The 19,983-nt window shown below is 70.7% G+C and carries 17 protein-coding genes; 9 read left to right on the forward strand and 8 right to left on the reverse strand.

The features are described from left to right. The first annotated feature begins 56 nt into the window (after positions 1-56). Entirely contained in the window at positions 57-1,517 is a 1,461-nt protein-coding gene (locus ABD143_RS05900; protein WP_343973378.1) for a CCA tRNA nucleotidyltransferase, read from the forward strand. A gap of 11 nt (positions 1,518-1,528) precedes the next feature. Here the strand turns inward: ABD143_RS05900 and ABD143_RS05905 are convergent, their stop codons facing one another. Continuing rightward, entirely contained in the window at positions 1,529-2,902 is a 1,374-nt protein-coding gene (locus ABD143_RS05905; protein WP_343972301.1) for an MFS transporter, read from the reverse strand. Positions 2,903-2,936: 34 nt separating this feature from the next. Here ABD143_RS05905 and ABD143_RS05910 point away from each other — a divergent pair, with 34 nt between their 5' ends. Further along, positions 2,937-3,539 (forward strand): YqgE/AlgH family protein, encoded by a 603-nt coding sequence (locus ABD143_RS05910; RefSeq protein ID WP_343972303.1) that lies wholly within the window; start codon positions 2,937-2,939, stop codon positions 3,537-3,539. 7 nt (positions 3,540-3,546) lie between these two features. Here ABD143_RS05910 and ABD143_RS05915 read toward each other — a convergent pair whose 3' ends face one another. Further along, a complete protein-coding gene (locus ABD143_RS05915) occupies positions 3,547-4,005 on the reverse strand; it encodes an SdpI family protein (RefSeq protein ID WP_343972305.1) in 459 nt (152 codons plus the stop codon). Between the two features lie 196 nt (positions 4,006-4,201). On the opposite strand from ABD143_RS05915, the gene leuS reads away from it, so the two are divergent. Then, complete coding sequence (gene leuS, locus ABD143_RS05920; RefSeq protein WP_343972307.1) at positions 4,202-7,093, forward strand: leucine--tRNA ligase; 2,892 nt, start codon at positions 4,202-4,204, stop codon at positions 7,091-7,093. 151 nt (positions 7,094-7,244) lie between these two features. Here leuS and ABD143_RS05925 read toward each other — a convergent pair whose 3' ends face one another. The 4 genes from ABD143_RS05925 to ABD143_RS05940 form a co-directional block, all read right to left on the reverse strand. After that, positions 7,245-7,943, reverse strand: coding sequence for an SDR family oxidoreductase (locus ABD143_RS05925; protein ID WP_343972309.1), 699 nt, complete (start codon positions 7,941-7,943; stop codon positions 7,245-7,247). Between the two features lie 146 nt (positions 7,944-8,089). After that, positions 8,090-8,602: a C40 family peptidase gene (locus tag ABD143_RS05930; protein ID WP_343972311.1), complete on the reverse strand. Its 513-nt coding sequence runs from the start codon at positions 8,600-8,602 to the stop codon at positions 8,090-8,092. Positions 8,603-9,225: 623 nt separating this feature from the next. After that, complete coding sequence (locus tag ABD143_RS05935; RefSeq protein ID WP_343972314.1) at positions 9,226-10,305, reverse strand: inositol-3-phosphate synthase; 1,080 nt, start codon at positions 10,303-10,305, stop codon at positions 9,226-9,228. A gap of 13 nt (positions 10,306-10,318) precedes the next feature. Beyond that, complete coding sequence (locus ABD143_RS05940; RefSeq protein ID WP_343972317.1) at positions 10,319-10,927, reverse strand: PadR family transcriptional regulator; 609 nt, start codon at positions 10,925-10,927, stop codon at positions 10,319-10,321. 154 nt (positions 10,928-11,081) lie between these two features. On the opposite strand from ABD143_RS05940, the gene ABD143_RS05945 reads away from it, so the two are divergent. From ABD143_RS05945 to ABD143_RS05960, 4 genes are all read left to right on the forward strand, one after another. Continuing rightward, positions 11,082-11,498 carry a DUF5318 domain-containing protein gene (locus tag ABD143_RS05945; RefSeq protein WP_343972319.1) on the forward strand — a complete coding sequence of 139 codons (417 nt, stop codon included), beginning with the start codon at positions 11,082-11,084 and terminating at the stop codon, positions 11,496-11,498. 370 nt (positions 11,499-11,868) lie between these two features. Further along, a complete protein-coding gene (locus tag ABD143_RS05950) occupies positions 11,869-14,205 on the forward strand; it encodes a transglycosylase domain-containing protein (RefSeq protein ID WP_343972321.1) in 2,337 nt (778 codons plus the stop codon). An 89-nt stretch (positions 14,206-14,294) separates the two neighbouring features. Further along, entirely contained in the window at positions 14,295-15,770 is a 1,476-nt protein-coding gene (locus ABD143_RS05955; protein WP_343972323.1) for a glycosyltransferase family 87 protein, read from the forward strand. A gap of 104 nt (positions 15,771-15,874) precedes the next feature. Next, positions 15,875-16,468: an NUDIX hydrolase gene (locus ABD143_RS05960; RefSeq protein ID WP_379659608.1), complete on the forward strand. Its 594-nt coding sequence runs from the start codon at positions 15,875-15,877 to the stop codon at positions 16,466-16,468. 30 nt (positions 16,469-16,498) lie between these two features. On the opposite strand, the gene ABD143_RS05965 is transcribed toward ABD143_RS05960, so the two are convergent. Then, the gene (locus tag ABD143_RS05965; protein ID WP_343972326.1) at positions 16,499-17,860 is read right to left on the reverse strand and encodes a glycosyltransferase 87 family protein; all 1,362 of its coding nucleotides are present in this window, start codon (positions 17,858-17,860) and stop codon (positions 16,499-16,501) included. Positions 17,861-17,979: 119 nt separating this feature from the next. Beyond that, positions 17,980-18,750, reverse strand: coding sequence for a deoxyribonuclease IV (locus tag ABD143_RS05970; protein WP_343972329.1), 771 nt, complete (start codon positions 18,748-18,750; stop codon positions 17,980-17,982). A gap of 135 nt (positions 18,751-18,885) precedes the next feature. Here ABD143_RS05970 and ABD143_RS05975 point away from each other — a divergent pair, with 135 nt between their 5' ends. Together ABD143_RS05975 and ABD143_RS05980 are read left to right on the forward strand one after the other, a co-directional pair. Then, positions 18,886-19,722, forward strand: coding sequence for a helix-turn-helix domain-containing protein (locus ABD143_RS05975; RefSeq protein WP_343972331.1), 837 nt, complete (start codon positions 18,886-18,888; stop codon positions 19,720-19,722). An 18-nt stretch (positions 19,723-19,740) separates the two neighbouring features. Next, the gene (locus ABD143_RS05980) at positions 19,741-19,950 is read left to right on the forward strand and encodes a DUF397 domain-containing protein (protein WP_379659609.1); all 210 of its coding nucleotides are present in this window, start codon (positions 19,741-19,743) and stop codon (positions 19,948-19,950) included. Positions 19,951-19,983: the final 33 nt, after the last annotated feature.

Genomic DNA, 19,983 nt, shown 5'->3' on the forward strand with positions numbered 1-19,983 from the left:
TCGTCGCTCGGTTCGCCCCGGCCGAAGTAAAGTGATTCGCCGTGTCTGCCGCCGCTCTGGCGTCCGCCTCCGATGCGGCCGCCGTTCCAGCCGATCTTCTGCGCGCCCAGGAGAATGCCGTCGTGGAGTTGGTTCGGGTCGGACCAGCGGCCGAAGAGCTGGCCGCACGCTTCGACGCGGCCGGGCACCGGCTGTACCTGGTGGGTGGCAGCGTCCGCGACGCGCTCCTCGGCAGGCCCGCCGAGGACCTGGACTTCACCACCGACGCCCGCCCCGACGCCGTGCTCGCAGTGCTCGAGGGCTGGGCGGACGCGGTGTGGGAGACCGGCATCGCCTTCGGCACCGTCGGCGCCCGCAAGCGCGGCACCGCCGTGGAGATCACCACGTTCCGCGCCGACGCCTACGACCGCGTCACCCGCAACCCGGTGGTCGCGTTCGGCGACACGATCGAGGACGACCTCATGCGGCGCGACTTCACCGTCAACGCGATGGCGGTGGAGCTCACGGGTGGGGAGCGCACCTTCGTCGACCCGCACGGTGGGCTCGCCGCGCTGGCCGCAGGCAACCTCGACACCCCCGCCGCGCCGGAGGTGTCCTTCGCCGACGACCCCCTGCGCATGCTGCGGGCGGCGCGGTTCGTCTCCCAGCTCGGGCTGACGCCGGCCCCGCGTGTGGTGGCGGCCATGACCGCGATGGCGGGCGAGCTGGCCCGGATCACCCGCGAGCGCGTGCAGGTCGAGCTGTCGAAGCTGATCTGCGGCATGCACCCGCGGCGGGCGATCGAGCTGATGGTCGACACGGGCCTCGCCGAGCAGGTGCTGCCGGAGGTTCCCGCGATGCGGCTCGCGATCGACGAGCACATGCAGCACAAGGACGTCTACACGCACTCGCTGGTGGTGATGGACCAGGCCATCGAGCGCGAGACGGACGGGCCGGACCTCGTGCTACGGCTCGCCGCGCTCCTTCACGACATCGGGAAGCCGGCCACCCGGCGCAAGGAGCCCGACGGCCGCGTGAGCTTCCACCACCACGAGGTGGTCGGGGCGAAGATGGTGCGCAAGCGGCTGCGTGAGCTGCGCTACTCCAAGGCCGTCGTGGAGGACGTGGCCCAGCTCGTGTTTCTCCACCTGCGTTTCCACGGCTACGGCAGCGGCGAATGGACCGACTCCGCCGTGCGCCGCTACGTCACCGACGCCGGCCCTCTGCTGGACCGGCTGCACAAGCTTGTCCGCTCCGACTGCACCACCCGCAACCGCCGCCGAGCGGCCGCCCTGCAGCGCAGCTACGACTCGCTCGAGGAGCGCATCGCCCTGCTGCGGGAGCAGGAGGAGCTCGACGCCATCCGTCCGGACCTCGACGGCAACGCGATCATGGAGCTGCTCGGCATCCCGCCGGGCCCGCAGGTGGGCAGGGCGTACAAGCACCTGCTGGCGGTGCGGATGGAGCGCGGCCCGCTGTCCAGCGACGAGGCGGAGGCCGAGCTGCGCCGCTGGGCGGCGGAGAACGGCGTCGGCTGAGCCACACGCGCTCAGGCCGGGGCGGGGCGCGCCCGTCGCAGCTGCCGGTCGTGGGCGGCGAGGCCCAGCAGGTAGACGCCCGCGGCCGCACCGAACAGCCAGGGCGCCCACCCGTCGCGTGGGCTGAGCAGGGCCGCAGCGGACACCGCCACCACGTACCCGACGTTGAAGACGATGTCGTAGAGCGCGAACACGCGCCCCAGCACGGCGTCCCCCACCTCGCTCTGCACCGCGGCGTCCGTGCAGAGCTTGACGATCTGGCCGGTCGCACCGAGCACGAAGGCCGCCACGAGGACCGCGGGCATGGAGAGCAGCAGAGCGAGCGCGAGCTGCGCCACCGTGGCCGTCAGGAGGGCGGTTCGCACCGTCCACGGCCGGCCCCAGCGGCGCACCATCCAAGGCGCGAGGAGCGCGGCGACACCGAGGCCCGCGGCGGCGAGTACCAGAGCCTCTCCGACGCCGGCGAGCCCGGTCCGGAACGGGCCCGAGTCGGTGAAGACGTAGCGGAAGAGCATCAGCGTCAGGAGCGTGGTGATCCCGAACGAGAGCCGGTGGGCAGCGAGGGCGAGGAACGATGCGGCGACCGAGGGCGTGGCGGCCGTCGCTCTGGCGCCGTCGAAGAACCCGTGCAGGACCGTGACCACGGTGCGCGTGCTCCGGTCCGTGCGGTCGGGACCCAGGCTGCCCCTGGCGAACCCGGCGGCGAGCACCGCCCCGACCAGGGAGCCGACCACGGCGACGAGGGTCGTGACGGCAGAGCCGGTGTTGCCGGGCCCGGTCAGTGCCCGTACGCCGATCGCCATGGCCCCGCCCAGTGCCGTCATGCCGGACCCGACGGTGACGGCGAGGGTGTTGGCCTCCACCAGGTGCCGCCGCGGCACCACGTGTGGGAGCGCCACCGAGAGCCCGGAGAGCATGAACCGGCTCACCCCGGCCACCGCGAGCGCGGCGAGGTAGAGCGCCGGCCCGCCGATCCCGACGTAGACGACGGCGGCCACGACGACCACGAGCCCGGCCCGCACGAGGTTGGCGCCGAGCAGCACACGGCGCCGGTCCCACCGGTCGAGCAGCGCCCCGGCGAACGGCCCGATCAGCGAGTACGGCAGGAGGAGCACCGCGAGCCCGGCCGCGACGGCGAGCGGGTCGGCCTGCCGCTCCGGGTTGAACAGGACGGCGCCGCCGAGCGCGGCCTGGAACATGCCGTCGGCCCATTGGGTGGTGAATCGGACTGCGAGCAGCCGCCGGTAGCCCCGGGTACGCAGGAGGCCCGCTACTCCCAGCCGCGTGTCCGCGCTGGTCTCATGGCTGGAACCAGCAGCAGGCCCCGGGGACGTGTCGGGTGCCGTGACGGACCCCGGTGGCGTCGGCGGTCCCGATGTCGGCACGGGCGGAAGGCTACGCCTCTGCGCGGGTGCGACGATGGTCCGCGTGGTGGACGACCGCTCCGGTTCGGCTCCTGGCTCGGAGGTGGCGCCGGGCACCTTGCTCGTAGCCGCCCCAGGGCTCCTCGATCCACATTTCCGGCGCACCGTGATCTACATGATCGAGCACCGGTCGCGCGGCAGCCTCGGCGTGGTGCTCAACCGGCCGAGCGAGGTGACGGTGCGCGATGTCCTGCCGTCGTGGGCGCCGCTGTCGGCGCAGCCGTCCGCGGTGTTCGTCGGCGGGCCGGTGGAGAGCGAGACGGCGCTCTGCCTCGCTGCCGTGCGCACCGGACACGACCCGGGGTCCGTGGACGGCCTGGTGGCGGTGCGAGGGCCGGTGGCGCTGGTGGACCTCGACTCCGACCCGTCCCACATCGCCCCGCGCCTGCGCGGGCTGCGGGTGTTCGCGGGCTACTCGGGCTGGAGTGCCGGCCAGCTGGCCGGGGAGATCGACCGAGGCGACTGGATCGTCGTGCCCGCATTGCCGGACGACGTGCTGAACCACCACGACACTCGCCTCTGGGGCCACGTGCTCCGGCGCCAGGGAATGCCGCTCTCGCTGCTCGCGACCTTCCCTGCGGATGTCCGGCAGAACTGACGCGCCCTCAGGCGCGGTCGGCCGCCGCGTTGGCCCCGGCCGTCGCGTCGCGGCAACCGGCGACCAGGTCGCAGCCGGCGCAGGTGCCGGCGCACGCCGACGGCTCCAGGGGCGCGGGCTGCACGGCGGAGGCGGCCCGGTCGCCCGCCACCCCGCCGACACCGGCCAGCACGGTGGCGCCGGCGCCGCTCACGGCGAGCAATGCCCACGCGAGCGTGCCGTCGGCCCCGGCAAGCAGGGCAACACCGCCCGCCGCGGCGACCGCTCCCGCCGCGCCGAGCGGCGCCCCAGCCACCTGGTTGGCCACGGTGAACGCGGCGTTCGAGCGCAGAGTGGCGCTCGTCCGCACCCCGAACCAGCGGTTGCGGGGCAGCTTACGCCGCAGCCCGAGCAGTGCGACGGCGATCAGCGCGACGCCTGCGACCATGAGCAGGGAACCGAGGACGATGCGAACGGGCGGCGGCACGGCGCCCAGCCTAGGTGAACCCGATCGCGGGGCGCCCGCCAGCGGCGTTACCCTGGTTGCGTGGCACGTCGACTTCTTCTCGAGGCCGCGCCGCACTGAGCGTGCATAAACGCCATGGCGCGGCCGACCCCTCACGCCCGAGTGGCGGAGGGGTCTTCTGGTTTTCGGGCCACCACGGACTTCCCAGGAGCGGGACATGAGCACGGATACGAGCGCAGCCGCGCGGGAGCGCGCCGGCGCCGCGGGCAGCGAGAACGCGGAGAGCAACCTGCCCTACCGCTACAACGCTGCGCTGGCCGCGCAGATCGAGCAGCGGTGGCAGGACCGGTGGGAGAAGGAGGGCACGTTCCACGCGCCCAACCCGTCGGGCCCGTGGGCCGACCCCGATGCCGCGGACGGCGACAAGGTCTACCTGCTGGACATGTTCCCTTACCCGTCCGGCTCCGGGCTGCACGTCGGCCACCCGCTGGGCTTCATCGGCACCGACGTGCTGGGCCGCTACCTGCGGATGACCGGGCGCAACGTGCTGCACGCGATGGGTTTCGACGCGTTCGGCCTGCCTGCCGAGCAGTACGCCGTGCAGACGGGCACGCACCCGCGCAAGACCACAGAGGACAACATCCAGCGCTACAAGGCACAGCTGCGCCAGCTGGGCCTGGGTCACGACGACCGCCGCTCCGTCGCCACCACCGACGTCGAGTTCTACCGCTGGACGCAGTGGATCTTCCTGCGCATCTACAACAGCTGGTACGACGAGCAGCAGCGGAAGGCCCGGCCCATCGCGGAGCTGGAGGCCGAGTACGCGCAGGACAAGAGGCGCACGCCGGACGGTCGCGGCTGGTGCGAGCTGACCTCGGCCGAGCAGCGCCGGATCATCGACTCCCACCGCCTGGCCTACATCTCCGAGGCTCCGGTGAACTGGAGTCCCGGCCTGGGCACGGTGCTGGCCAACGAGGAGGTCACCGCCGACGGGCGCAGCGAGCGGGGCAACTTCCCCGTGTTCCGCCGCAACCTGAAGCAGTGGATGATGCGGATCACGGCCTACGCCGATCGGCTGGTGGCCGACCTGGACCGCCTGGACTGGCCCGACTCGGTCAAGTCGATGCAGCGCAACTGGATCGGCAGGTCCGAGGGAGCGCAGGTCCGCTTCCCCGTCGTCGGCGTCGAGACGCCGATCGAGGTCTTCACCACCCGCCCGGACACGCTGTTCGGCGCCACCTACATGGTGCTGGCGCCGGAGCACCCGCTGGTCGACGCGATCACGCCCGAGCAGTGGCCGGCGGGTGTTGACACGCGCCGGAGCGGCGGGGCCGCCACCCCGCGCGAGGCCGTGGCCGCCTACCGGGATGCCGCTTCCCGCAAGTCCGAGCTGGACCGGCAGGAGAACCGGGAGAAGACCGGGGTCTTCACCGGTGCCTACGCCACCAACCCGGTCAACGGCGAGCAGATCCCGGTCTTCGTCGCCGACTACGTGCTGATGGGATACGGCACCGGCGCGATCATGGCCGTGCCCGCGCAGGACCAGCGCGACTGGGACTTCGCCACGGCGTTCGGCCTGCCGATCGTACGCACGGTCCAGCCGAGCGAGGGCTGGGAGGGCGAGGCGTTCACCGGCGACGGTCCGGCGATCAACTCGGCCAACGCCGAGATCAGCCTGGACGGCATGGGCGTCACCGAGGCCAAGCGGGCGATCACCGAATGGCTGGCCGAACGCGGGGCAGGTGAGGCGGTCGTCCAGTACAAGCTGCGCGACTGGCTGTTCTCCCGCCAGCGGTACTGGGGTGAGCCGTTCCCGATCATCTGGGACGCCGACGGGCCGATCGCGCTGACCGACGACCAGCTGCCCGTGGAGCTGCCGGAGATCGACGACTACTCACCCAAGACCTACGACCCCGAGGCTGCCGACACCGAGCCGGAGCCGCCGCTGTCGCGGGCCACCGACTGGGTGGAGGTCGACCTGGACCTGGGCGGCGGGCCGCAGCACTACCGGCGCGAGACCAACACGATGCCGCAGTGGGCCGGCTCGTGCTGGTACTACCTGCGCTACCTGGACCCGGAGAACCACGAGCGCTTCGTCGACCCGGACGTCGAGGCCTACTGGATGGGCAGAGACCCGTCGCGGCCGGGCGACCCGGGCGGCGTCGACCTGTACGTCGGCGGGGTGGAGCACGCCGTGCTGCACCTGCTGTACGCCAGGTTCTGGCACAAGGTGCTGTTCGACCTGGGCTACGTCAGCTCCGAGGAGCCGTTCCGCCGGCTGTTCAACCAGGGCTACATCCAGGCCTACGCCTACACGGACGCCCGGGGCGCGTACGTGCCGGCCGAGGAGGTCGTGGAGGGCGAGGACGGGCGTTTCACGTGGAACGGCCAGGTCGTGCGCCGGGAGTACGGGAAGATGGGCAAGTCGCTGCGCAACGTGGTGACGCCGGACGAGATGTGCGAGCGCTACGGCGCCGACACCTTCCGCCTGTACGAGATGTCCACGGGCCCGATGGAGGTCTCCCGCCCCTGGTCCACCCGCGACGTCGTCGGCTCGCAGCGGTTCCTGCAGCGCGTGTGGCGCAACCTGGTGGACGAGCGCACCGGTGAGTCCCGTGTCACGGACGAGGAGCCCGACGCCGAGACGCTGCGGGCGCTGCACCGCGCAATCGCGGGCGTGCACAGCGACTACGCCGCGCTGCACTACAACACGGCGGCGGCCAAGCTGATCGAGCTCAACAACCACCTGACGAAGGCCTACGGAGGCACCGGTGTCCCGCGGGCGGTGGCGGAGCCGCTGGTGCTGATGATGGCGCCGCTCACCCCGCACGTCGCCGAGGAGCTGTGGTCGTTGCTCGGACACGAGGGCTCACTGGCGCACGGGCCGTTCCCGGTGGCCGACGAGCGGTACCTGGTGGCGGAGACGGTGGAGTACCCGATCCAGGTCAACGGCAAGGTGCGGTCCCGGGTCACGGTGTCTGCCGACGCCGACACCGACCAGGTGAAGGCGGCCACGCTGGCCGACGAGAAGGTCGTCGCCGCACTGGCGGGCGGGGAGCCGCGGAAGCTGATCGTGGTGCCGGGCCGTCTGGTCAACGTGGTGGTGTAGGCCGGGTCTCCCGTCCATCACCGGCGAGACGCCGGTCAGTGCCCGGCGCCGCAGCCGGTGCTCGCGCGCCTGCCGGTGAGCAGGGGCACCAGAAGCACTGCGGCGTCGTCTACGCGACCGACCTCGGTCAACCGATCGGCTGCCCCCGGGGTCAGGATCCCGCCGGCCGCAACACCAGGTCGGTGAGCGCGGCATCCTCCGGTGCGGTGACGGCGAGCAACACTGCCCCGGCCACTGACTCGGGCCGCAGGTACTTCTCCGGGCGGTACACGTCGCCCTCCTGGTCGACCACTGCGCGCTGCATCTCGGTGTCGACCCGCCCGGGATGCACCGACGTGACGCGCACGCCGTTTTCGGCCTCCTCGGCGCGCAGTGCGTCGGCGAAGGCCCGCAGCGCGAACTTGCTCGCGGCGTACGACGCCCAGCCGGGGCGGGCGTTGAGCCCAGCGCCGGAGTTCAGCATCACCACCCTGCCGCGGGCGGTGCGCAGCGCGGGCAGCAGCAGGCGGGTCAGTTCCGCGACCGCCACGACGTTCACCTCGAACTGGTGCCGCCAGGTCTGGGCCGGGGTGTCGGCGACCGTGCCGAGAATCCCGACGCCGGCGGAGTGGACGAGCACGTCGAGCCGCTCGATCCCGCCTACCGCCGCGGCGACCGCGGCGCTGTCGGTGAGGTCGACGGGCCACGGTCGCGAGCCCGGGAGTTCGGTGGCGAGTGCCTCCAGCGCCGCGGTGTCCCGGCCACCGAGCAGGAGGTCGTGGCTGGGAGCCATCGCCCACGCGACGGCGCGGCCGATCCCACGCGACGCGCCGGTGACGAGCGCGAGGGGGCGACCATCAGGCTCCGTCACGTCCCGGAACTCTACGCGGATGGCCGGGACGGGCTACTCGACAGGCAGGTCAGCCGAGCCGCACGGCCCGGACGCCGGTGTTGGCGTCCGGACCGGGGTTGGCGTCCGGACCGGGGGTTGGCGTCCGGACCGGCCCGCTCGGTCGCTCAGCTGACGCGACGGGCGCTGTTGAAGGGCATCCGGCTGAGGTCCGAGATCTTCACCGGGTTCCTCTTGTTGCTCGCGTGCACGATCTTGCCGCCGCCGATGTAGATCCCGACGTGTTTGACCGGGCGGTAGAAGAAGACCAGGTCGCCGGGGCGCAGGTCGGACTTCGCCACCGGAGTGCCGACGCGCGACTGCTGTCGGCTGGTACGGGGCAGGTTGATTCCAGCCTTCTTGAAGGACCATTGGACCAGCCCGGAGCAGTCGAACGCGTTCGGGCCCTCCGCACCCCAGCGGTACGGGGCACCGATCTTGCCCATGGCGTAGGAGACGGCGGACGAGACTGCCCGGCGGGTCGGCACCGCGGGGGCCGGGGCCAGGACCGGAGCGACGTTCGTGACGGGTGCCACCGGGACGGCCAGCGTGACGGTCGTGGCCAGGGTGGCCGGGGCGGCCGTGGCGGGTGCAGCGGGCAGAGCGCCCAGGATGGCGGCTGCTGCGGTGGTGCTCGCCACGACCGCGGCTCGGAGTACGACAGATCGACGGTGTCTGTGCTTGATCGTGGGGGACACGTGTGGGGTCCTTGGAGTGAGCACCGCAGGACGTCGGCGCTAAAGGCTCCCCCCGGCCTTGGTGCCGCAATGGGCTACGGCGCACGGTCCCTCGGCGTACCTGGCCCGTGCCACCCCTACCCGTCCAGTGGTGACCCTGTGTCCGTCGTTCCGGTTGAGCGGCGGTGCCGCAGGGCCGTAGACACATTACGAACGCATATCGTTCGTGGGCGTGACGAATGTCTCAATTGGTGTCGGCGGTCCAGTGACACTCCGTGGGGATGGTGCACCCGAAATGCCCAGCGCCCGCACACGAATCGGCCCGATATCGATCTATCCGGCTACTCCATACCGGGTGATCCGCCGCCGCAATACACTGAGATGTTCTGGGTGATTGGGGCGAACGAGTGAAGTCGTTTCCGGAACGGAAGCAGTCGGAACGTCGGAAATTGTTGCAGAACCGAAGTAATCAAGCTATCCCTTGATCGGGAAATTCGTCGCGAAACGTGATGGAGCTATCACGCAACGCAGACGCCGTAGGGCCCCGGCTGCGGCGAATGTGCCACGGCCGGGGCCCGGGAATCAGATCAACGCTCCCGCTCGCCGCGGATGAACGCCTCTACGGCCTCACGGGCCTGATCGTCGCTGTACTGCTCGGGAGGGGACTTCATGAAGTAGCTCGACGCCGAGAGAAGGGGGCCGCCGATACCACGGTCCTTGGCGAGCTTCGCCGCCCGGACGGCGTCGATGATGATCCCGGCGGAGTTCGGTGAATCCCAGACCTCGAGCTTGTACTCAAGGTTGAGCGGGACATCACCGAACGCGCGGCCCTCGAGCCGCACGTAGGCCCACTTCCTGTCGTCGAGCCACGCCACGTAGTCCGACGGGCCGATGTGGACGTTGTCCCGGCCGAGGTCGCGGTCGACCTGGGAGGTCACCGACTGGGTCTTGGAGATCTTCTTCGACTCGAGCCGCTCCAGCTCCTTCATGTTCAGGAAGTCCATGTTCCCGCCCACGTTGAGCTGCATCGTGCGGTCGAGTTGCACACCGCGGTCCTCGAACAGTTTGGCCAACACCCGGTGCGTGATCGTGGCACCGACCTGGCTCTTGATGTCATCGCCGACGATCGGCACTCCCGCGGCGCGGAACTTCTCGGCCCAGACCGGGTCAGAGGCGATGAATACCGGCAGTGCGTTGACGAAGGCCACGCCGGCGTCGATCGCCGCCTGCGCATAGAAGCGGTCGGCGGCCTCACTCCCGACGGGCAGGTACGACACGAGCACGTCAGCGCCGGTGTCGCGCAAAACCTGCGCCACGTCGACCGGCTCGTCATCGGATTCGCTGATCGTCTCCCGGTAGAAGCGGCCGAGCCCGTCGAGGGTGTGACCGCGCTGCACGGGCACATCGAGCGGGGGAACGTCGGATATTTTGATCGTGTTGTTCTCGCTCGCGAAGATCGCTTCCGAGAGGTCTCGACCGACCTTCTTGGCGTCGACGTCGAATGCCGCGACGAACGTCACGTCCCGCACGTGATACCCGCCGAAGTCGACGTGCATCAGGCCGGGGACGCGCGTGGCGGGATCGGCGTCCGCGTAGTAGTGCACACCCTGCACGAGCGACGCCGCGCAGTTCCCGACCCCGACGACCGCGACACGGACCTGACTCATGGCCGGTTCCTCCTCATGTTCCTGTCTGCCCTGCATCGTTGTGCTCGGTGCTGCCTCGCGGCGCGGCGCTGTGGCCGGAAGCACCGTCCTGCGTCGCCCGTTCCGTGGCGATCAGCTCGTTGAGCCATCGCACCTCGCGCTCGCACGTGTCGAGCCCGAGTTGGTGCAGCTCCTGGGTGTAGCGGTCGATCTGCTCGCCGGCCCGGCTCAGCGCCGCGCGCAGGCCCTCCCGGCGCTCCTCCACCGCCCGCCTGCGGCCCTCGAGGATGCGCATGCGCGCTTCCGCGGGGGTGCGGGAGAAGAAGGCGATGTGGACGCCGAAACCGTCGTCGTCCCACGCGCTCGGTCCGGCCTCCGACAGCAGCTCCGAAAGCCGTTCCTTGCCTTCCGCCGTGATCCGGTAGACGCGCCTGCTCCGGCGCGACCACGTACCCGGCTCCGGCACCTGCTGCTCCGGGTCCTCCACGATGAGGCCGGCGCGGGTGAGCCTGCGCAGTGCCGGGTAAAGAGAGCCGTAGGAGAACACCCGGAACCCACCGAGCCGCAGGCCGAGCTGCTTGCGGAGCTCGTACCCGTGGACCGGCGCCTCCTGGAGCAGGCCGAGGATCGCGAGTTCCAACACGACCGACCTCCCTCCGCTGCCCCATCGCCATGGGGTACCCGAGTATATCGGCGCGATACATCACCGCGCTGTGCCGAGACGTCGGTCACCTTCTGATCGAGTTCGCCCGAGGAGTTCTGGATGACGGGGGTGACAGCCCGCGTACCCTGATCGCGTGCGCATCCAGCGGCAGGTGGTCGACTACGCGTTGCAGCGTCGCGCGCTGCTCGCCGAGGTCCACGCCGGTCGCATCGGGGTGGTCGAGGTCTGCGACGCCAGTCCGTACCTGCTCAGGGCGGCCCGGTTCCACGGCGAGGCCACCGACCGCACGTGTCCCGTCTGCCGGAAGGAACGGCTCACCCAGGTCTCCTGGATCTTCGGCGACACGCTGAAGCACGCGGCGGGCTCGGCGCGCAAACCAGAGGAGATCGAACTGCTCGCGAACTCACACGCCGACTTCTCCGTGTATGTGGTTGAGGTCTGCCGCACCTGCAGTTGGAACCACTTGGTGCTCTCATACGTCATGGGCAGCGGCAACGCTCCCGACACCAGCGGGCGCCGGCCAGACCGACGCAGGACCGCAGCAGAGTGACCCCCTCCCCCGTCCCCGAACCCCCGGAGCAGCGGTGAGTGATCAACGCGACCCCCGGTTCAACGCGTCCCGGGGCGCAACGCGAGTTCCCCAGGGGCCGCCACCGTCTCGACCCGAGGGCCCACGAGCCAGCGCTCCCCCGCGCCCCCCGGTGAACGGCGGGCCTCCCCACCCGCAGCGGCCCGCTCCCGGCGGCAACGGCGGCCCCTACCAACAAGGCCCGCCACCGCCTCAACCCGGCGGCCCGCGGCAGGGGCCGGGCCCCACACCGCCCGGTGTGCATCAGGGCGGACGGGTACCTCCCCAGCGTTACCGTCCCGAGGGCCCGCCGGGCACTGGTGAGCCTCGTGCGCCGTACCAGTCCGGCGACATGCCGCTGCTCACCCACGAGGAGACGGGCGCCGCGTCGGTGGCGCGGGGACACGGTGGCGACGCCACGCGGGCCGGCGGCGTTGCCCTGGCTGAGCGTCCGCCTCCCGGGATCGAACCCCGCCGCTCGCGGCACAGCCCCGCCGGCCGCAAGGCGGCCAAGGCCACGGACGGCAAGCCGCCCACCCTGTGGCGGCGCATCCGCAAGTGGGTCTACATCGCGCTCGGCATGCTGGTGATGGGGCCCTTCATCGCGTTCGTCCTGGGGTGGATCTTCATCCCGGTACCGACATCCGACGAGGCGGCGGTCGCCCAGGTCGCCCGGTTCACGTTCGCCGACGGCACCACCGAGCTCGCCACCCTCCGTCCGGCGGGCACGGGCGACGAACGGATCAACCGCGAGTCGGTCACGCTCGACCAGGTCCCCGAGAACGTGCGTCGGGCTGTGCTCTCGGCGGAGGACCGTTCCTTCTACTCCAACCCCGGCTTCGACTTCATGGGCATCGGGCGTGCGGTGTTCAACCAGCTCACCGGCGGCGTGGGTGGTGGCTCCACGATCACCCAGCAGTACGTGAAGGTGTCCACGGGCCAGGACGACATCTCCCTGTGGCGCAAGTACCGCGAGGTCGTGCTCGCGGTGAAGATCTCCCGTGAGCAGACCAAGGACCAGATCCTCGAGAACTACCTCAACACGATCCCGTTCGGCCGGGGTGCCTACGGCATCCAGGCGGCGTCGAAGGCCTACTTCAAGAAGCCGGTGCAGGATCTGACGGTCTCCGAGGGCGCGATGCTGGCCGGCCTCATCCAGGCTCCGTCCGCCTGGGACCCCGCAAAGAACCTCGACCGCTCCCAGGTCCGCTGGAACTTCGTTCTCGACGGGATGGTCGAGCAGGGCTGGCTCGATGCCTCGGAGCGCGCGCAGCAGGTCTTCCCCACCGACTGGCAGCCCACGACCCAGGCGTCGACAGGTATGCCGGGCGACGACCGCTACCACATCTACGAGCGGGCCATGGCCGAGCTCGCCTCGCACGGCATCACCGAGGAGCAGATCAACACCCTCGGTCTGACGATCAACACGACGATCCAGCAGCCGCAGCAGGCGCAGGCCGTCGACGCGATCAACAATGTCATGAAGGGCCAGCCGGAGAACCTGCGCGAGGCGCTCGTCTCGATCGACCCGCGCACCGGCGCGATCGTCGCCTACTACGGCGGCTCGCAGGGTCTCGCGATCGACTATGCGGGTGAGGCGGTGCGCCAGCCGGGGTCGTCGTTCAAGCCCTTTGTGTTGACGGCGGCCCTGCAGGCGGGCAACGGCGTCGGGCTGGGGTCCATCTACGACGGGCGGTCCGGCCAGGTGTTCGTTCCGGGCGGCGCGCCGGTCGACAACTCCGAGGGCGTCGACTGCAACCAGTGCGACGTGAAGTACGCGATGACGAAGTCGATCAACACGGTCTTCTACAAGATGGCGCTCGACACCGGCTTGAGGAAGGTGATCGACGCCGCGCACAGCGTCGGCATCCCGAACGACGTGCTGGATAGGCCGGCGACCGGTGGGATCGCGCTCGGTGACCAGGAGGTGCATCCGATCGACATGGCGTCGGCGTTCGCGACCTTCGCGGCCGACGGCGTGTACCGCCAGCCGTACATCGTCTCCAAGGTCACCGCGGCCGACGGCCGCGTGCTCTACCAGCACGAGACCAACGAGGGCGAGCAGCGGATTCCGCAGCAGGTGGCCCGCAACGTCACGGAGTCGATGCTCGACGTCGCCCGGTCGTCCAGCTTCCCTCTGGACGGCGGGCGAGCGGTTGCTGCGAAGACCGGTACCGTTCAGCAGAGCGACACCGGCTCGGACAACAAGGACGCCTGGACGGTCGGCTACACACCCTCCCTCTCGACCGCGGTCTGGCTCGGCACCGACACCAGCGAGGCGATCCGCGACTCGCGCAACCGGCCGATCTACGGCCGGATGCTGCCCGGCCAGATGTGGCAGGAGTTCATGAACTCCGCGCTGCAGGGCACACCCAAGGAGTCCTTCTCCCGGTTCGTGCCGATGGGCACGCCGCCGACCGGCTACGGCTCGGGTGAGCAAACGTCCGGGTCGGTCGCGACGTCCACGCCACCGACCAGTTCCCAGGACTCCGGCAACAACAACAACAACGACAACTCGAACAACGGCAACAGCAACAACAACGGCAACAACAACAACAACGGCAGCAGCAACAACAACAACGGAAGCAGCAACAACAACAACAACAATCGCTCTGGCCGCAACAGCGACAGCGGGGGCCTGCTATCCGGCGGCGGTGGTAGCGGCAGCGGAAGCGACAACAACGGGTGACCCAGCCCGGCCGGGGCGCCGGGTCGCCCGGGGCGCCAGCACGGGTCGTTCCGACGTGGACCGAGCCGCTCGCAGCGACGGCCAGCCGGATGGTCGGCGGACCGCTCGGCGCGCACGCGATCGTCGGCCGCAGCCGGTTCTGGACGCCCCTGCGCGTCGTGCTGCTGATGGCCGTGGTGGTGCTGGCCTCCGGGTGGCTCGGCAAGGCCCCGTGCCTGCAGCAGCACTCGGTGGAGGGCGGAGGGCTGGCGCTCGACTGGCGGGACGGCCGCCAGTACGTCTCGATGTGCTACTCGGACACCGTGCCGCTGTACGGCATCGAGAACCTCGACAAGGCCACAGCGCTCCCCTATCGCGACCCGTGGACCGAGAACGCGGGCACGGATCGTGAGCGTGTCCGCTACATGGAGTACCCGGTACTCACCGGCTTCTTCCAGTACGCCAACGCCCGGCTCGCCGACGGCTGGCTGTGGCTCGCCCAGTGGGTGCCCCTGCTCCCGTCCGGTCTCCCGGTGGTCGTGTACTTCGACATCTCCGCGGCGTGGCTCGCACTCGCGTGGCTGGCTGTCGTCTGGGCGGTCCGCCTGCTCCGCCCGAACCGCCCGTGGGACGCCGCACTCGTCGCCCTGTCCCCGTTGGCGGCTGTGCACGTGTTCACCAATTTCGACGCGCTGGCGGTCGCCTGCGCCACCGGGGGGATGCTGGCGCTGGCCCGGCGCAGACCGGTGCTGGCCGGGGTCCTGCTGGGGATCGGCGGGGCGTTCAAGCTCTACCCGCTGATGTTGTTACTACCGGTGCTGCTCGTCGCGGTCCGGCGCCGCGACCCGGGCCCTGCCGTCAAGGCGGTCGGCGGAGCGGCGATCGCCTGGGTCGCGGTCAACCTGCCGGTCGCGATCGCGTTCCCCACGGGCTGGTGGGAGTTCTTCCGGCTCAACCAGACCAGGATCGCCGACCCGGACTCGCTGTACTTCGTCGTCCAGCACTTCACCGGCTGGGCCGGCTTCGACGGAGAGTTGACCGACGGCCAGTCCCCGGTCGTCCTGAACGCCGTCATCGCGGCGCTGTTCGTGGTGTGCTGTGCCGGCATCGCGCTGCTTGCCCTTCGTGCGCCCCGGCCGCCGCGGGTGGCCTCGCTGGCGTTCCTAGTGGTGGCCACGTTCCTGCTGGTCAACAAGGTGTGGAGCCCGCAGTACTCGCTGTGGCTGGTGCCGCTCGCCGTGCTCGCACTCCCGCGTTGGCGATTGTTGTTCGCCTGGATGCTCGTCGACGCGCTGGTCTGGGTGCCGCGGATGTTCTACTACCTGACCCCCGAGAACCGAGGGCTTCCGCCTGAGTGGTTCCTCGGTGCGGTGGTGCTGCGCGACGCCTTCGTCGTGCTGCTGTGCGTGCTGGTGGTGCGCTCCGTGCTGCGGCCTGGCGCCGATCCGGTCCGCGGCTCGTCGTCCGCCGACCCGCATCGCGACGACCCGGACTGGCCGGGACCGTCGCACACCCGATCCCCGGCGCTGGCCCTCCCCGCGGCGCGGCGCCGGGCGGAGGCGCGGCTCGGAGTCGCGGGTCAGTGATCTGGTTCGTGGCCACCGCACGAGGTGTGCGGGTAACGGCGTTGCGGAGTAGCCGTGCGCACTCGAGATGCGGGGAGCGTAGGCCGGTGGGGCACGATCGGGCGGTGGACTCCGCACTGCGCGAGCGCGTGACCGCCGCCCTGCACGCCTTCGAGCGGCAGGCGGCCGACCGACAGGATCTCAAGCCGGCCGCCGTCGCGATCGTGCTGGTCGACGGGCCGTCGATCCTCCTCACCCGCAGGGCCACGAACCTGCGCGGGCATCCCGGGCAGTGGGCGCTGCCCGGTGGGCGCGCGGATCCGGGGGAGACGTTCGGCGAGGCGGCGCGGCGGGAGCTCGCCGAGGAGCTCGGGCTCACGCTCGGCGCCGATGCGGAGCTCGGCCTGCTCGACGACTACGCCACCCGCTCCGGGTACGTGATCACACCCGTCGTGCTCTGGGCCGGCGGTGACCTGCAGCTGCGGCCCAACCCCGCCGAGGTCGGTGCGCTGTACCGAGTGTCGCTGGAGCAGCTCGATGTCGAGCCCCGGTACGTCTCGATCCCGGAGTCGGAGGCGCCGGTGATCCAGCTGCCGCTCCTCGGCAGCCTCGTGCACGCGCCGACCGGGGCCGTGCTGCACCAGTTCCGCGAGGTGGTGCTCCGTGGGCGGGCCACGCGGGTGGCGCACCTGGAGCAGCCTGTCTTCGCCTGGCGCTAGGAGCACCCTTCGAGCCAGTGGGTTACGGAGCTACGAGGTGCCCGGTACCGACCAGGCGAGCGGCGTGCGCCGGGGGAGTGGGGTGGCCGCGAGCCGGTCGGGGATGCGCAGGAAAACCACGAACAGCACCACCAGGAGCGCAGCACGCCCCCACACGCCGATCGAGACGGCCTGGGCCGCGAGCCCCTCGTAGATCCCGACGCCCACACCGGTCTTGAGTGTGTAGAACCACCGGAAGATCCCGATGCCCATCACGAGGTCGACAAGCAGATACCCGATGACCCACCGCCACGGCACCTGCAGGAGCGCGAAGAACGGTAGGAGCCAGAGCGTGTACTGCGGCGAGTGCACCTTGTGGAGCAGGAGGAAGCCGCACAGCATCGCTGCGCTCACGCCGATCCACGGGTAGACGCCGTCGCGCCGCCAGCGCCACCAGCCGACCGCGACGGCCACGGCGAACGACAGCAGCACGAGCCCTGGTGAGAGCCAGTCCATAGTGGTCTGAAAGTCGATGTTCTCCGGATTGGACTCCGGGCGGAGACCCCAGTACCAGATCGAGTTGGTAGTGAGGTCGACCTTGCGCAGCTGCTGGAACGTGATCGACGCCCGCCAACCCTCGTAGCCGACGAGCACGAACGGCAGGTTGACCAGCAACACGACGACGGCAGCGGCGAGCGGCACCCGCAGGGCGCCGCGCCAGTCGAGACGGCCGGGACGGGAGGCGGTGAGCACGTAAAGCGCGAGCGGCAGCACGAACGCGCCCGGGTAGAGCTTGAACGCGAAGCCCAGCCCGAGCAGAACAGCCGCCAACGCGCCGCGGTCGGCGAGCGATCGGTCGGTGCGCCATCCGTGCATCGCGAACACCGCACCGACCGCGCACGCGACGACGGGGAGGTCCCAGTTGTGGAACGCGTAGAGCACCATGGGCGGGCCGAGCGCCCAGAGCAGCGCCCGCCATCTCGTCAACCGGCCGAGCATGTAGCCCGTGAGGAGCCCGAACGGGGCCATCAGCAGCGCTGAGCCGAGCAGGAACCCGGCGTCGTTGTGGGCGTACAGCGCCCCGGCCCAGATCAGCAGCCCGGTGAGAACCGGATACTCGACGGTGCCCCCGACGAGCTGCCCGTCCGGTGTGATCGAGCCGCTGACGTAGGGGAAGACGTGCTTGTCGATGTCGCGGCCCAGCCACAGGTGCTGGATGTCGGAGTAGCAGACGTCGCGGTCGACGCGCAGCTCGTAGTCGGGGCCGCTGCGGCCCGCCGCGTCGAACTCCGGCCCGGTGCAGCGGGCCTTGTTGGCGTAGCCGAGCAGCAGCGTGAAGCCGGTGAGCAGCACGAGCACGACGAGCGCCCCCCCGCCGAGCACCTTCCGGGTGGCCCCTGCGGAGCGCGCCATGGGCTCGCCATTGGCCGCGCCTATCGCGGTGTCCGTCGCGCCGTCTCCTCGCCGAGGCTCGCCGGACGCAGGCCCGACGCTGCCGGGCTCGATGGTGACCTCCCGAGCTCGGTCGTGGGTCACGACCCGAGCCGCTCGCGCAGGAACGCGATGTCGCTCGCCTGGCCCTCGGCCGGCGTCTCGACGACCACCGGGGCCGCGGCAGCGGCGCACACGGCGGCGAGGACATCCGGCTCGATCGTGCCCTCGTCGATGTTGGCGTGGCGGTCGCGCGCCGACCCGAACTCGTCGCGCGAGTTGTTGAGGTGCACGAGGTCGATCCGGCCCGTGATCGCCTTGGCGCGGTCAACGACGTCGACGAGGTCCTCCCCCGCGGCGAACGCGTGGCACGTGTCGAGGCAGAAGCCCACCCCGAACTCGCCGACCGCGTCCCACAGCCGAGCCAGCGCGTCGAACCGGCGGGCCATGGCGTTGTCGCCGCCCGCGGTGTTCTCGATGAAGATCGGCACGGCGAACCCGCCGTCGCCCATCTGGCGCTCGATGAACTTCCGCCAGTTCTCGAAGCCCTTCGCCGCGTCCTCGCCCTGGGTGACGTGGCCGCCGTGCACGACCAGCCCGATCGCACCGACCTCGGCGGCCGCATCGGTGTGCTGTACGACGAGCTTGCGCGACGGGATGCGGATGCGGTTGTTGAGGGAAGCCAGGTTGACCACGTACGGGGAGTGCACGACGACGGTAAGGTCGCCGGTGCGGAGCTGTTCGGCCTGCGGGTGCGACGGCGGCTTCTTCCAGCCCTGCGGGTCGGCCAGGAACATCTGGACGATGTCGGCCCCGCGTTCCGCCGCGAGGGCGAGCGGGTCCTCCTCGCGTACGTGGGCCCCGATGAGCATGGCGGTCAGCGTAGTGACAGTCCCCGACAGCGCGGCGCGTGGCGTCGGCCCGCACCACCCGTGATCTGCAATCCCGTTCCCGGCGGCCCGTCTGTCACGATCCGTGTCCGGACGGACACGGGAGCGGGCGGGGCGATGGGTGGATCGGTGATCCGGCGCCGGCAACTGGCGCGCGAGCTGCGGCGGCTGCGGGAGGCGGCTGGCTACTCGCTCGAGGTTGCGGCGGACCGGCTGGAGTGGTCGACGAGCAAGCTGAGCCGCATCGAGAACGGGCTGCAGGGGGTCGACAAGCACGGCGTCAACGGGATGCTCGACCTCTACGACCTCGGCGGTGACCACGCCGAGTACATCCACCAGCTGCGGCGCGAGGCGATGCAACGGGGGTGGTGGCGGGCGTTCGGGCTCGATGACCGCGGCTACGTGCCTCTCGAGGCGGAGGCCAGCCTGGCCCGCGAGTACACCTTGGCCTATGTGCCGGGCCTTCTGCAGACCGCCGACTATGCACGGGCGGTCTTCGCCACCTCCGTGCTCGCCCGCAGCTCGGAGAAACTGAAAAACGAGCTGGCAGCTCGCATGTACCGGCAGCGCCGGCTCACCGCCGACGAGGAACCCCTAGAGCTCGTGGCCGTCCTCGACGAGTCCGTACTGCTGCGCCCGGTCGGTGGGCCCGATGCGATGCGCGCGCAGCTGGAACACCTGCTGATCGCCGCGGAGCTGCCGACCGTCACGGTGCATGTGCTGCCCTTCCGGATCGGAGCGCACCTGGGTATGGACGGCGGATTCTCCATCCTCAGCTTCGGCCACCTGGGCGAACCCGACCTCGCCTACGCCGAGCACGCGTTCGGCGCCACGCAAGTGGAGAAGGAAATCGAGGTGGGGCGGGCTACTCTGACCTTCGATCGGTTGCAGTCGGCGGCGCTCAGCCCAGCCGACTCGGTGAAGCTGGTAGGCGAGGTACTCGATCGGGCGTAGCGCCCGGAAGGGGCGGGCGTGAACCTGACCGGGGCCTTGTGGCGCAAGAGCAGCTTCAGCGGGAACCAGGGCAACTCGTCCGGGTGCGTCGAAGTGGCAGTCCTGACCGATGGCGCGGTAGCAGTTCGTGACACGAAGGACCGCTCCCTCGGAGCACAGGTGTTCCCGCCGCGGGAGTGGGCTGCGTTCGTCGCCGGTGTCCGCGCAGGGGAGTTCGACCTGCCTTAGCCGGGTCGTCGTCCACAGGGCGCCCGCGCGCAG

The sequence above is a fragment of the Pseudonocardia aurantiaca genome (assembly GCF_039526725.1).
Taxonomy (GTDB): Bacteria; Actinomycetota; Actinomycetes; order Mycobacteriales; family Pseudonocardiaceae; genus Pseudonocardia; species Pseudonocardia aurantiaca.

Excerpts from the sequence above, each read along its gene's own strand:
- ABD143_RS05910 (WP_343972303.1), top strand. The coding sequence starts at position 2,937 with ATGGTCCGCGTGGTGGACGACCGCTCCGGTTCGGCTCCTGGCTCGGAG.
- leuS (WP_343972307.1), top strand. The coding sequence starts at position 4,202 with ATGAGCACGGATACGAGCGCAGCCGCGCGGGAGCGCGCCGGCGCCGCG.
- ABD143_RS05935 (WP_343972314.1), bottom strand. The coding sequence starts at position 10,305 with ATGAGTCAGGTCCGTGTCGCGGTCGTCGGGGTCGGGAACTGCGCGGCG.
- ABD143_RS05950 (WP_343972321.1), top strand. The coding sequence starts at position 11,869 with ATGCCGCTGCTCACCCACGAGGAGACGGGCGCCGCGTCGGTGGCGCGG.
- ABD143_RS05955 (WP_343972323.1), top strand. The coding sequence starts at position 14,295 with ATGGTCGGCGGACCGCTCGGCGCGCACGCGATCGTCGGCCGCAGCCGG.
- ABD143_RS05965 (WP_343972326.1), bottom strand. The coding sequence starts at position 17,860 with ATGGCGCGCTCCGCAGGGGCCACCCGGAAGGTGCTCGGCGGGGGGGCG.
- ABD143_RS05970 (WP_343972329.1), bottom strand. The coding sequence starts at position 18,750 with ATGCTCATCGGGGCCCACGTACGCGAGGAGGACCCGCTCGCCCTCGCG.
- ABD143_RS05975 (WP_343972331.1), top strand. The coding sequence starts at position 18,886 with ATGGGTGGATCGGTGATCCGGCGCCGGCAACTGGCGCGCGAGCTGCGG.